The organism is Pseudomonas sp. SW-3 (assembly GCF_016615645.1).
GTDB classification, from domain to species: domain Bacteria; phylum Pseudomonadota; class Gammaproteobacteria; order Pseudomonadales; family Pseudomonadaceae; genus Aquipseudomonas; species Aquipseudomonas mandelii.
Genome location: NZ_CP067098.1, coordinates 117,605 through 131,679, shown reverse-complemented (window position 1 = coordinate 131,679; position 14,075 = coordinate 117,605). Strand labels below are relative to the sequence as shown.

Below are 14,075 nucleotides of genomic sequence, written 5' to 3'. Positions count from 1 at the left end.
GGTTCCATCAATACGCCAGCAAAGATGACGGCCGGGCGATAGCGGCGGCCGTGATTTACGCTCACTCTTGGGCTGCCAACGAATAATGAACGGGCGACGCGCCGCCATGGCGGCACAGTCCTCGCACCAAGAACCTACGGAAGGAGTCTTGTCACGGGAAAGGAAGCACCGGCGTCAATCCCAGCCAACTTCCACCCCCTTGAAGCATTCAACGGAACAACTTTGAAAGTTGCTTTGAGTGAGGCATTCACTCTTCATTTGAATTTTGACGATACTTCGCCGAAAGGAGCAACTACGCCCAAATAAAACTGATACTTATAGTTTTATTAGAACTTGTCGCACTCAAGAAAGTTAAACTTTCAAATAATATAAAAATAACTTGCTCGATACTTTATTCGTGTATTAGTTTTTCTCCGCCACCAGCAAACACGGCACCCATACGACTGTATCGCACTTAATGAGATCAATTTAGTTGAGGCATTCGCTCGCCAACAAAAACGTTAGACGACCGTCACTTATTGATCACAACACCCTTAACGGCATTTCAGATCACTTATAGGCTCGCTCATGAAAACGAATAAAGACCGACTCAACCAGAAGAAAGCAGAACTTAGTGCACACCCGATCTTTTCTGAAATACATTCGCTGTCGGTACTTCAACGGTTCATGGAAACCCATGTCTTTGCGGTGTGGGATTTCATGTCGCTGACCAAACGCCTGCAACAGGAGCTGACCTGCGTCCAACTGCCCTGGTTGCCGCCGCGAGATCCGCAGGCCGCGCGTCTTATCAATGAGATTGTGCTGGGTGAAGAGTCCGATGATCGCCCGGCCCAAGGTCATTACAGTCATTTCGAGTTGTACCTGGATGCGATGCGCGAAGTCGGTGCCAGCACGGCGGCCGTGGAACGCTTCGTGGCGTTGCAACAAGAAGGCGTGAGTTACGACGTGGCGCTGCAAAGCGTTGATGTCGATCCGGCGGCTGCGCAGTTTGTACGGCACACCTTGCACACCGCGCTGCATGCGCCGGGACATAGCGTTGCCGCAGCGTTTTTGCACGGTCGTGAGAGCGTTATTCCGCAGATGTTCCAACGGATTCTCGACGACTGGGGCATCGGCATCGAGCAGGCGCCCACCTTCCGTTACTACCTGGAGCGGCACATCGAAGTCGACTCCGAGGATCACGGTCCCGCCGCTGAAAAACTCCTCGCCCGGCTGGTCGACGGCGATCCGCAACGCGAAGCGGACGTCTACGCCAGCGCCATTGCCGCCGTGGAAAGTCGCATTGCCTTGTGGGACGGCCTGCGCCTGAGCATGAGCGAACCGGTTGCGGAGGTGAACGCATGAACGCCGCCGACTACCAATCCTTCGCCGACGCCTGGGAAAGTCGCGCGACCATCCGCACCCGCCCGCGGCGCGTGCTGGAGAATGACGGCAAGCTGATCTATCCGTTGAGCCGCCAACCGTTGGTGCTGAGCGAGACCTTCCTGCGCGAATGCCCGGAACAACGGGACTTCGCGCTGGTGCAGACGCTCTACAAATTCATCAACGACGTGGTGATTTTCGAAACCGAGATCGTCGACAAGACCGCCCGCAGCATCGCCAAAAATCGCTTCGCCGTGGCGTTCCCGTTTGCCTGTCGCTATGACGCCATGACTGTGGTGGTGGACGAGGATTACCACGCGCTGGTGGCCATGGACTTCATGCAGCAGACCGTCGCCATGACCGGCATTACGCCAATCCAGCTGCCGGATGAAATCGAGCTGAGTCGGGCGATCCCGGCGGCCGTGGCCCTCGCACCAGAGCATCTGCGCAGCGCGGTAGAACTGATCTGCGTGGCCATCGCCGAGAACACCGTAACTGGCGATGTCGCGGCGTTCGCCAAGGACGACACGGTCAAGCAGTCGATCAAGGGCCTGATGGCCGATCACTTGCTCGACGAGGGCCGCCATTCCGGGTTCTGGTCGCGGATGGTGCGCATTTACTGGCACACCGCGAGCGAAGACGACCGCCAGCTCATCGCGCAAATCCTGCCAGTGTTCATCGGCCATTACCTGACCAACGACATCCAGAAGTCCTTCGATTTCCGCTTGATCGAAGCCTTGCAGATCAGCGACGCGGCACGCCAGGCACTCAAGAACGAGATCTCGGGGATGGCCTTCCCGATCAATCGTCATCACCCGCTGGTCGCCAACATCGTGCGGTTTTTCCGCAGCAGTTCGCTGCTGGATTCGCCGTGCGTGCAAGACACCCTCAGCGACTACCTGGTTTAACGAGGAGAACATCATGAGACGTCTCGACATTCTGCTCATTGGGCAAAGCCAGGCCTTGACCGACCTGGCGCTGGAACTTGAACAACAGGGTCATTCGCTGGTGCGGCTCGAGGTGTTCGAGGAGGCGCCGTTGTTTGATCTGCTGATTGACGACGCCAGCCAGGCGTTTTCAGTCCCGAGTGATGCGCCGCATCTGACACTGCAACTGGGAATTGGCGTGCCAAACGTCACCGGTCTACCGCCGATTGACCTGCTGTGCATGCAAGGATCAACGCTGTTCACGCGCGTGCCGATTGCCGGTGAACCTAGCGGAAACGGCCAGGCCTTGCGCCTGCGAGCGGTGGCGGAACTGGTGGATCACGTCTCACTGCTGGTCAGCCGATTCTCCCGGGACGCCGAGTATTTTCTCTGCGCTGAACCGGCTGCGGCAGCCCATTTTGAACAGGTGGACAATCTGCTGTTTTTAGAACGCCTGGCGTTCGTTCATCAACTCAACAACACCGCTCAACCGTGGCTGCAAGAACTCGCCCGGATCCCGATGATCGAGCGTCTGCAACAACGCTTCATCGAGTCCGCCGAACGACCTGCGCTGAACATCGACGGCACATCGCTGAGTTATCGGCAATTACACGCCCAGAGCCGTGCGATCCAGCAACGCTTGCTGCCGTTGCTCGCACAGCATCAAGGCCCGTTGGTGGTCGGGATCTGCCTGCCGAAATGCAGTGCGTTGTATGCAGGGATCCTGGCGATTCTGGGCAGCGGCGCGGTGTATTTGCCGCTGGAGCCGAGCCATCCGCTGCAACGTCAGCAGTACATCCTTACGAATGCAGGAGCGGTGTTGTTGCTGCATGACGGCCAGCATCCCCTCGCCGATGAAATGCCGGGGCTGGACATCAGTCGCATCGACTTCGCTGACGTCGCCCTCGGTCAACCCTTGATGCGCCAGCGCCCCGCTCTCGACGCGCCCTGCATGGCGCTCTATACCTCGGGCACCACCGGGCATCCCAAAGGCGTGCTGCTCAGCCAGGCTAACCTCGCGCACTTCACCGCGTGGTATGCCGACTATGTGCAGCTGACCGAACACAGTCGGGCCTTGCAGTTTTCGTCGTTGAGTTTCGACTCGTCGCTGATCGATATTTTCCCGACCCTGCTTCAGGGCGCCGAACTGATCGTGCCGAACGACGACCAGCGTCGCGATCCGTTGCAACTGGTCGAGCTGATTCGCCATCAACGCCTCAGCCATGCATTTTTACCGCCAGCACTGTTGAGCATTCTGCCGCTGGATCAGCTGCAGGTCCTGGATCATGTAATGACCGGCGGCGATGTCTGCGAACCCTACGTTATCGAGCAGCTCACCCGTCAGGGCAATCTCTACAACCTCTATGGCCCGACCGAAGCCACGGTGCTTATTACCGCGCGCCAACTGCGCGCTGGCGACAGCAACCGCACCCTCGGGTCGCCGATTGCCAACAGCCAGGTGCTGATTCTCGATGAGGCTTTTCAGCCGGTGGCCGAGCAGGTCGTCGGTGAGTTGTACATTGTCGGGCCGGGGGTGTGCCTGGGTTATCTGAACAACCCGCAGCAGACTGCCGAACGTTACCTGGACATGAACTTGCCAGACGGCCAGCGCCTGCGCGCCTACCGTACCGGCGATATGGCGAAATGGACCGGCGACGGTATCGAGCTGTGTGGACGGCGGGACAATCAGGTGAAAATCCGCGGCTTTCGCGTCGAGCCGGAAGAGATCGAACGCTGCCTGCGCGACAGTCAGTTGTACCGCCAGGTGGCGGTGGTTATCGACAGCCAACGGCGGATTCTGGCGTTCCTCGCACAACCTCAGGAGAACCAAACGGGCGCCGCGCGCGAAGCCTTGAAGGCTCATGCGATGCAGTTTTTGCCGGACTACATGCAACCCATCGCCTGGACTGAATTGCCGAGCATGCCGTTCGCCAGTAACGGCAAAGTCGACCGTAAAGCGCTGCTGGCAATGCCGGTGAATGTTGCCGAAAACACGACACGGCGCTTGCCCGCCAGCGCCGATGAAGCGCTGTTGCTGGAGATCTGGGCTGAGCTGCTGGAGTTGCCGGCCAGCGATATTTCGACCGACGAAAGTTTCTTCAATCTGGGCGGCCACTCGATTCTGTTGTCACGGATGTTGCTGCGATTACGTGAAGAATTCGGCCGCAGCATCTCGATCAATCGCTTCATTGAATTGCCGACTATTGCGAAGCTGGCGACATTGGTGCGCGGCTCCGGCACCGAGGAAGTCCTGAGCGCGCAAGCACTGGCGGATGCCTTCCGCGAGCTGGATATTCAGCCACTGCCCATCAGCCGCATGGGCGATGTGCACAAGGTGATCGTCACCGGCGCAAACAGTTTTGTCGGTGTGCACATCGTCGAAGCGTTGCTGGCGTGGGGCGTCACTGAAGTGGCCTGCCTGGTGCGCGATGGCGGTGGGCAATCGGCGGCTGAGCGCTTCGCTCATGCGTTGCGGGAAAACCGACTGGAGCACCTGGACCTGAGTCGGGTGCAGGTTTACGCGGCAGACATCACTCGCCCGGCGTTGGGGCTTGATGCGCACGTTTACGAGCGCCTCGATCGAGAGTTCGGCGCGCTGGTGCACAACGCCGCCAACGTCAATCACGTGCTCGATTACGAGTCGCTGGCGCGGGACAACGTCGAGCCGATTTTCGAATGCCTGCGGCTGTGCGAGGGGCGCAGCAAGAAGATCTTCAATTTTGTCTCCACGCTGTCGGCGTCCAGCACGATTGCCGACGATGGCCGAGTGCTGGAATTACCCGCAGCGCAGACACCGCCGATCTACATCAAGAACGGCTACAACCTGTCCAAGTGGGTCGGCGAACGGATCCTCGAACGAGCGCGTGAACGTGGGGTGCGGGTCAATCTTTATCGCCCCGGCAACATCAGCTTCAACAGCCTCTCCGGCGTCTGTCAGCCGCACAAAAACCGCTTGATGCTGATGCTCAAGGGCTCGATCCAGCTCGGCCAGGTGCCGGAGTTTTCGCTGAATTTCGACCTGATGCCGGTGGACTTTCTCGCTCGCTTCATTGGCTTCCATGCCAGCCGTTATTCATCTGAAAAAGCGGTGTTCAACCTGCACAACCCCGAGCCCCTGAGTTGGGACGATTACGTCGCGTCATTCCGTGAGGCGGGCCGGGAGTTCTCCATGGTCAGCGTCGCCGACTGGCAACAGCAACTGGGTCGGGTCGACAGCGACAACGCGCTGTTCGGCGTACTCGGTTTCTACCTCAACGGCTTCGAGGAAGACATCGGCGACATCTCGATGATCGGCCACGACAACGCCCAGGCCGGCGTTCGGCAGATGGGCGCGCACTACCCGGAAAAATCACCCGCACTGCTGCGTCGCGGTTGCGACTACCTCAAAGAAATCAATTTCATCTGATTCATTCAAACCCAATGGAGCAAGACCATGAACAATCTGCAACCCGATACCCTGATCAAAAACCCGCAAGGCTGCCACGTCGTGTCCTCGGTGGAGGTGCCGGCGGATGCCGCGCAGGTCTGGGCGGTGGTCGGCAACTTTGCCGGCTTCGATCAGTTCATTCCGGCGCTGTCGCACATCGAGATGACGGGCGAAGGCGTGTCGTCGCTGCGCAAGAAATTTTTCAAGGACGGCAACCTGGTGGTCGAGCAACTCAACTCCCGGGATGACCAGGCGTTGAACATCACGTGGACGACCATTTACAACACGCTGGGCGTGGCCAATTTGTGGGCGGCGATGAGTGTTGAACCGCTGGGTGCGGACACGTCACGGGCGACCTGGACGATCATTGCCGAACCGGCGCAGGGAGGTGCCGAGGCGTTGCCGGGGTTCAAGGATTTCGTGCAGGGGTTTGCGGATGACGCGATGAATAATGTGTTGAAGCTGTTTGTGTAGAGCTTTGGTTCAGCGGTGACTTTTCTACCGCTATCGCGGGCAAGCCTCGCTTCTACAGGGTTTTCCATGCCCTGTAGGAGCGAGGCTTGCCCGCGAAGAACGATAACGCAGTAGAACTGACCCGAATCAGATCTTGAAGCTATCGACCAGTTGCTTCAACCGGTTCGCCTGCAACGACAACGCATCACAATCCTTCAACGTTTCATTGAGGTTCGCCACGCTCTGCTGGTTCAACAAATTGATCTGGTTGACGTCGACGTTGAGGGTTTCCACCACCGCCGTCTGCTCTTCGGTCGCCGCGGCCACCGACTGGTTCATGCCGTCGATTTCGCCGATGCGCTGCGTCACGCTGACCAATCGCAGGCCCGCCTGATTCGCCACTTCGACACTCTCTTCACTGGAGACCTGACTGGCATTCATGGTCGTCACTGCTTCGCGAGAACCGATCTGCAGCGAGGTGATCATCTTGTGGATCTCTTCCGCCGACTCCTGTGTGCGATGCGCCAGGTTGCGCACTTCGTCCGCCACGACCGCAAAACCACGACCGGCTTCACCGGCACGCGCCGCTTCGATGGCGGCGTTGAGCGCCAGCAAGTTGGTCTGCTGGGAGATGCCTTTGATCACATCCAGAATGTGCCCGATGTTGTCAGTGCTGGCGTTCAGGGTTTCGATCTGGGTGCAGGACAGGCTGATTTTCTGCGACAACTCAGTCATGGCCAGGATGGTTTTCTCTACTACCTGACGACCATCATCCGCCTGCTCGCTTGCACCGCTTGCATGCTGGGAAGCATCGGCAGCATTGCGGGCGATTTCCTGGGTGGCGGCACCCAATTGGTTGATGGCGGCAGCCACGCTGTTGGTGCGCGCGCTTTGTTCGTCGGAGCCGATGATCGAGGCGTTGGACGATGCCATTACGCGCTGCGACAAATCGTGGACCTGGCGGGTCGCCGAGGACACTTCGGAAATCGATGCGTGAATCCGCTCCACGAACTGGTTGAACGAACCACCCAACTCGCCGAACTCATCTTTGCTTTCCACGGCCAGACGACGGGTCAGGTCGCCCTCGCCCTGGGCGATGTCCTGCATCGCGCGGCCCATGGTGGTCAGCGGACGCATCAGCACGTTGATCAGCAGGCTCAACAGCACGGCAATCACACTGACGGCGATGAACATTGCAATCAACGCCGAAGTGCGGAATTGACTCAGTGGTGCGTAGGCCTTGTCCTTGTCGATCGACAGACCGATGTACCACTCGGCATTCGGCAAACCGCTCACCGGGGTGAACGAGAGGATGCGGTCCTGCTTGTTCAGGGTGACGTCCTGATTGCCCTTGTCGATGCGCACGCCAGCGTTTGGATAAATGTCCTTCAGGTTTTTCATCACCTGGTCTTTGTCCGGGCTGACGATCACCTGACCGTCGGCACTGACCAGGAACGCGTGGCCGATGCCACCGAAGTCCACCGAGTTGATGATCTTTACCAGGGTCTCCAGGCTCAGATCACCGCCGACCACGCCGAGCAATTCACCGTTCTTTTTCACCGGCATGGCGATGGTCACCACCAACCCACCGACGGCGGCCATGTACGGCGGCGTCAGCATGGTCTTATCGGCAGCCACGGCTTGTTTGTACCAGGGACGCTGACGCGGATCGTAACCGTCCGGCATCTTCGCGTCAGGGCGTTGGGTGAACACGCCGTTGGCCTGGCCGACGTAAGTGAACTGGAAGTTCGAGGTGAGGGCCGGTTGATCAACCAGTCCGGGAAGGTCCGCATTGGCGCCTTGATGAGCGACGTTCTGGGCAAGGTTTTCCAGCACCAGCACACGGCCGCTCATCCAGTTCTGCACGCTGCTGGCGGTCAGATCGCCAGCTTGCTGGACGGAGGACTCGAGGTTTTGCCGGATGGTGTTTCGCTGCAGATAGTCGTTGTACAAAGTGAACAACGCAAAAGCCAGCACCACGACGCCAGAGGCGGCCAGAAGGATTTTATGGCTGAACTTGAGATTCATTTCATGGGACTTCTTATGCAAAAAGTGGGGATGCGTTCCAGGTGCAACATTCCATGTAACAGCGCAGGCGGCATTCTTCGGTCGCGCTACTTTGGTGCACGCATGTCTCACTAGTCTTTCGGCACTAGTCGGAGAAATCTTAGGGGTTTGTATGAAATGACCGACATTCCCGCCGAACGGCGTTCTAGAGCCGTTGGAGCTCGATGCGCTTATTGGACATCAACACTGGGCAAGGGTGTGGCGCAGAAGTGACATGACTCGCGGGGGATAATGACCTGACGTTTTTAGGAGCCAAAACGACAAAACCCCTGTCTGCGTTAGCAGACAGGGGTTTCGGAATTCAATCTTGACGATGACCTACTCTCACATGGGGAAACCCCACACTACCATCGGCGATGCATCGTTTCACTGCTGAGTTCGGGATGGGATCAGGTGGTTCCAATGCTCTATGGTCGTCAAGAAATTCTGTGACCAGCCCGTTACAGTCGTAACGTGCCAGCAAAATTGGTGACTTCTACTAAAACAAAACCCCTACCTGCATAAGCAGATAGGGGTTTCGGAATTTAATCTTGACGATGACCTACTCTCACATGGGGAAACCCCACACTACCATCGGCGATGCATCGTTTCACTGCTGAGTTCGGGATGGGATCAGGTGGTTCCAATGCTCTATGGTCGTCAAGAAATTCGGTAGCCAGGTCGTTTGCCTTACGGCGCACGCTCCAGCGAATGGGTATGTGATAGATCTCGGTGTTTGTGAACAATCGAACTTTCGGTTCATTTCGTCTTCACACACCGCAATCTGGTGCCCTTTCAGGTCAGCAAATTGCTTGGGTGTTATATGGTCAAGCCTCACGGGCAATTAGTATTGGTTAGCTCAACGCCTCACAGCGCTTACACACCCAACCTATCAACGTCGTAGTCTTCGACGGCCCTTCAGGGGACTCAAGGTCCCAGTGAGATCTCATCTTGAGGCTAGTTTCCCGCTTAGATGCTTTCAGCGGTTATCTATTCCGAACATAGCTACCCGGCAATGCCACTGGCGTGACAACCGGAACACCAGAGGTTCGTCCACTCCGGTCCTCTCGTACTAGGAGCAGCCCCTCTCAAATCTCAAACGTCCACGGCAGATAGGGACCGAACTGTCTCACGACGTTCTAAACCCAGCTCGCGTACCACTTTAAATGGCGAACAGCCATACCCTTGGGACCGGCTTCAGCCCCAGGATGTGATGAGCCGACATCGAGGTGCCAAACACCGCCGTCGATATGAACTCTTGGGCGGTATCAGCCTGTTATCCCCGGAGTACCTTTTATCCGTTGAGCGATGGCCCTTCCATACAGAACCACCGGATCACTAAGACCTACTTTCGTACCTGCTCGACGTGTCTGTCTCGCAGTCAAGCGCGCTTTTGCCTTTATACTCTACGACCGATTTCCGACCGGTCTGAGCGCACCTTCGTACTCCTCCGTTACTCTTTAGGAGGAGACCGCCCCAGTCAAACTACCCACCATACACTGTCCTCGATCCGGATAACGGACCTGAGTTAGAACCTCAAAGTTGCCAGGGTGGTATTTCAAGGTTGGCTCCACGCGAACTGGCGTCCACGCTTCAAAGCCTCCCACCTATCCTACACAAGCAAATTCAAAGTCCAGTGCAAAGCTATAGTAAAGGTTCACGGGGTCTTTCCGTCTAGCCGCGGATACACTGCATCTTCACAGCGATTTCAATTTCACTGAGTCTCGGGTGGAGACAGCGCCGCCATCGTTACGCCATTCGTGCAGGTCGGAACTTACCCGACAAGGAATTTCGCTACCTTAGGACCGTTATAGTTACGGCCGCCGTTTACCGGGGCTTCGATCAAGAGCTTCGCGTTAGCTAACCCCATCAATTAACCTTCCGGCACCGGGCAGGCGTCACACCCTATACGTCCACTTTCGTGTTTGCAGAGTGCTGTGTTTTTAATAAACAGTCGCAGCGGCCTGGTATCTTCGACCGGCATGGGCTTACGCAGTAAATGCTTCACCCTCACCGGCGCACCTTCTCCCGAAGTTACGGTGCCATTTTGCCTAGTTCCTTCACCCGAGTTCTCTCAAGCGCCTTGGTATTCTCTACCCAACCACCTGTGTCGGTTTGGGGTACGGTTCCTGGTTACCTGAAGCTTAGAAGCTTTTCTTGGAAGCATGGCATCAACCACTTCGTGTTCTAAAAGAACACTCGTCATCAGCTCTCGGCCTTAGAATCCCGGATTTACCTAAGATTCCAGCCTACCACCTTAAACTTGGACAACCAACGCCAAGCTGGCCTAGCCTTCTCCGTCCCTCCATCGCAATAACCAGAAGTACAGGAATATTAACCTGTTTTCCATCGACTACGCTTTTCAGCCTCGCCTTAGGGACCGACTAACCCTGCGTCGATTAACGTTGCGCAGGAAACCTTGGTCTTTCGGCGTGGGTGTTTTTCACACCCATTGTCGTTACTCATGTCAGCATTCGCACTTCTGATACCTCCAGCAAGCTTCTCAACTCACCTTCACAGGCTTACAGAACGCTCCTCTACCGCATCACCTAAGTGATACCCGTAGCTTCGGTGTATGGTTTGAGCCCCGTTACATCTTCCGCGCAGGCCGACTCGACTAGTGAGCTATTACGCTTTCTTTAAAGGGTGGCTGCTTCTAAGCCAACCTCCTAGCTGTCTAAGCCTTCCCACATCGTTTCCCACTTAACCATAACTTTGGGACCTTAGCTGACGGTCTGGGTTGTTTCCCTTTTCACGACGGACGTTAGCACCCGCCGTGTGTCTCCCATGCTCGGCACTTGTAGGTATTCGGAGTTTGCATCGGTTTGGTAAGTCGGGATGACCCCCTAGCCGAAACAGTGCTCTACCCCCTACAGTGATACATGAGGCGCTACCTAAATAGCTTTCGAGGAGAACCAGCTATCTCCGAGCTTGATTAGCCTTTCACTCCGATCCACAGGTCATCCGCTAACTTTTCAACGGTAGTCGGTTCGGTCCTCCAGTTAGTGTTACCCAACCTTCAACCTGCCCATGGATAGATCGCCCGGTTTCGGGTCTATTCCCAGCGACTAGACGCCCTATTAAGACTCGCTTTCGCTACGCCTCCCCTATTCGGTTAAGCTCGCCACTGAAAATAAGTCGCTGACCCATTATACAAAAGGTACGCAGTCACCCAACAAAGTGGGCTCCCACTGCTTGTACGCATACGGTTTCAGGATCTATTTCACTCCCCTCTCCGGGGTTCTTTTCGCCTTTCCCTCACGGTACTAGTTCACTATCGGTCAGTCAGTAGTATTTAGCCTTGGAGGATGGTCCCCCCATATTCAGACAAAGTTTCTCGTGCTCCGTCCTACTCGATTTCATGACTAAGAGATTTTCGCGTACAGGGCTATCACCCACTATGGCCGCACTTTCCAGAGCGTTCCGCTAATCTCAAAGCCACTTAAGGGCTAGTCCCCGTTCGCTCGCCACTACTAAGGGAATCTCGGTTGATTTCTTTTCCTCAGGGTACTTAGATGTTTCAGTTCCCCTGGTTCGCCTCTTAAGCCTATGTATTCAGCTTAAGATAACCATCTTATGATGGCTGGGTTCCCCCATTCAGACATCTCCGGATCAAAGTCTGTTTGCCGACTCCCCGAAGCTTTTCGCAGGCTACCACGTCTTTCATCGCCTCTGACTGCCAAGGCATCCACCGTATGCGCTTCTTCACTTGACCATATAACCCCAAGCAATCTGGTTATACTGTGAAGACGACATTCGCCGAAAATTCGATAATACTCAATTAAGAGCAACTCACAAATTTTACCTTAGCCTGATCCGTTACCAGTGAAAGTAACGTTCAGTCTATCTTTCTATCACATACCCAAATTTTTAAAGAACGATCTAATCAAAGACTAGAAATCAATATTCACACCGGAATATTCATTTCTAAACTCTAACAGCAGAAGCAGTTATATGGTGGAGCCAAACGGGATCGAACCGTTGACCTCCTGCGTGCAAGGCAGGCGCTCTCCCAGCTGAGCTATGGCCCCATAACAAAATTGGTGGGTCTGGGCAGATTCGAACTGCCGACCTCACCCTTATCAGGGGTGCGCTCTAACCAACTGAGCTACAGACCCAATTTCGAGCGCGCAACTGTTAGCTTGGAGCTATCAGCTTGGAGCTTAAAGCTGCTTCTATCGTCTTCTTCAATGAATCAAGCAATTCGTGTGGGAACTTATGGAGCAGCTGATGTCGTCGATTAAGGAGGTGATCCAGCCGCAGGTTCCCCTACGGCTACCTTGTTACGACTTCACCCCAGTCATGAATCACACCGTGGTAACCGTCCTCCCGAAGGTTAGACTAGCTACTTCTGGTGCAACCCACTCCCATGGTGTGACGGGCGGTGTGTACAAGGCCCGGGAACGTATTCACCGCGACATTCTGATTCGCGATTACTAGCGATTCCGACTTCACGCAGTCGAGTTGCAGACTGCGATCCGGACTACGATCGGTTTTCTGGGATTAGCTCCACCTCGCGGCTTGGCAACCCTCTGTACCGACCATTGTAGCACGTGTGTAGCCCAGGCCGTAAGGGCCATGATGACTTGACGTCATCCCCACCTTCCTCCGGTTTGTCACCGGCAGTCTCCTTAGAGTGCCCACCATTACGTGCTGGTAACTAAGGACAAGGGTTGCGCTCGTTACGGGACTTAACCCAACATCTCACGACACGAGCTGACGACAGCCATGCAGCACCTGTCTCAATGTTCCCGAAGGCACCAATCCATCTCTGGAAAGTTCATTGGATGTCAAGGCCTGGTAAGGTTCTTCGCGTTGCTTCGAATTAAACCACATGCTCCACCGCTTGTGCGGGCCCCCGTCAATTCATTTGAGTTTTAACCTTGCGGCCGTACTCCCCAGGCGGTCAACTTAATGCGTTAGCTGCGCCACTAAGAGCTCAAGGCTCCCAACGGCTAGTTGACATCGTTTACGGCGTGGACTACCAGGGTATCTAATCCTGTTTGCTCCCCACGCTTTCGCACCTCAGTGTCAGTATCAGTCCAGGTGGTCGCCTTCGCCACTGGTGTTCCTTCCTATATCTACGCATTTCACCGCTACACAGGAAATTCCACCACCCTCTACCATACTCTAGCTTGTCAGTTTTGAATGCAGTTCCCAGGTTGAGCCCGGGGATTTCACATCCAACTTAACAAACCACCTACGCGCGCTTTACGCCCAGTAATTCCGATTAACGCTTGCACCCTCTGTATTACCGCGGCTGCTGGCACAGAGTTAGCCGGTGCTTATTCTGTCGGTAACGTCAAAACAGATACGTATTAGGTAACTGCCCTTCCTCCCAACTTAAAGTGCTTTACAATCCGAAGACCTTCTTCACACACGCGGCATGGCTGGATCAGGCTTTCGCCCATTGTCCAATATTCCCCACTGCTGCCTCCCGTAGGAGTCTGGACCGTGTCTCAGTTCCAGTGTGACTGATCATCCTCTCAGACCAGTTACGGATCGTCGCCTTGGTGAGCCATTACCTCACCAACTAGCTAATCCGACCTAGGCTCATCTGATAGCGCAAGGCCCGAAGGTCCCCTGCTTTCTCCCGTAGGACGTATGCGGTATTAGCGTCCGTTTCCGAGCGTTATCCCCCACTACCAGGCAGATTCCTAGGCATTACTCACCCGTCCGCCGCTCGCCACCAGGTACAAGTACCCGTGCTGCCGCTCGACTTGCATGTGTTAGGCCTGCCGCCAGCGTTCAATCTGAGCCATGATCAAACTCTTCAGTTCAAACATCTTTGGGTTTTTAAGAAACCCTAAACTTGGCTCAGCAATCGTTGGTTACATCTTTGATTTCTCGCGGAGTAACTT

The 14,075-nt window shown here is 55.6% G+C and carries 5 protein-coding genes, 2 tRNA genes and 4 rRNA genes; 4 read left to right on the top strand and 7 right to left on the bottom strand.

Annotation, left to right across the window (positions count from 1 at the left end; genetic code table 11):
- The first annotated feature begins 567 nt into the window (after positions 1-567).
- From JIO00_RS00645 to JIO00_RS00630, 4 genes are read left to right on the top strand one after another with little or no spacing between them, the layout of a single operon-like run.
- On the top strand, positions 568-1,344 hold the full coding sequence (locus JIO00_RS00645; protein WP_077750431.1) for a DUF3050 domain-containing protein: 777 nt from the start codon (positions 568-570) through the stop codon (positions 1,342-1,344).
- Positions 1,341-2,270 carry a diiron oxygenase gene (locus JIO00_RS00640; RefSeq protein WP_169857443.1) on the top strand — a complete coding sequence of 310 codons (930 nt, stop codon included), beginning with the start codon at positions 1,341-1,343 and terminating at the stop codon, positions 2,268-2,270. Before JIO00_RS00645 ends, JIO00_RS00640 begins: the two co-directional genes overlap by 4 nt.
- 13 nt (positions 2,271-2,283) lie before the next feature.
- Entirely contained in the window at positions 2,284-5,694 is a 3,411-nt protein-coding gene (locus tag JIO00_RS00635) for a non-ribosomal peptide synthetase (RefSeq protein ID WP_200667388.1), read from the top strand.
- A 27-nt stretch (positions 5,695-5,721) separates the two neighbouring features.
- Positions 5,722-6,189 carry an SRPBCC family protein gene (locus tag JIO00_RS00630; RefSeq protein WP_102594826.1) on the top strand — a complete coding sequence of 156 codons (468 nt, stop codon included), beginning with the start codon at positions 5,722-5,724 and terminating at the stop codon, positions 6,187-6,189.
- A 126-nt stretch (positions 6,190-6,315) separates the two neighbouring features.
- Here JIO00_RS00630 and JIO00_RS00625 read toward each other — a convergent pair whose 3' ends face one another.
- From JIO00_RS00625 to JIO00_RS00595, 7 genes are all read right to left on the bottom strand, one after another.
- A complete protein-coding gene (locus JIO00_RS00625) occupies positions 6,316-8,196 on the bottom strand; it encodes a methyl-accepting chemotaxis protein (protein WP_200667386.1) in 1,881 nt (626 codons plus the stop codon).
- A 344-nt stretch (positions 8,197-8,540) separates the two neighbouring features.
- A 5S ribosomal RNA gene (gene rrf, locus JIO00_RS00620) occupies positions 8,541-8,656 on the bottom strand.
- Between the two features lie 107 nt (positions 8,657-8,763).
- Positions 8,764-8,879: ribosomal RNA gene (gene rrf / locus JIO00_RS00615) — 5S ribosomal RNA — on the bottom strand.
- A 158-nt stretch (positions 8,880-9,037) separates the two neighbouring features.
- A 23S ribosomal RNA gene (locus tag JIO00_RS00610) occupies positions 9,038-11,929 on the bottom strand.
- A 240-nt stretch (positions 11,930-12,169) separates the two neighbouring features.
- Positions 12,170-12,245: transfer RNA gene (locus JIO00_RS00605), tRNA-Ala, on the bottom strand.
- A 10-nt stretch (positions 12,246-12,255) separates the two neighbouring features.
- Positions 12,256-12,332 (bottom strand) — tRNA-Ile (locus JIO00_RS00600).
- A gap of 123 nt (positions 12,333-12,455) precedes the next feature.
- Positions 12,456-13,994, bottom strand: a 16S ribosomal RNA gene (locus JIO00_RS00595).
- Together the 16S, 23S and 5S rRNA genes with 2 tRNA genes alongside form the textbook arrangement of a ribosomal RNA operon.
- Between the last annotated feature and the right edge of the window lie 81 nt (positions 13,995-14,075).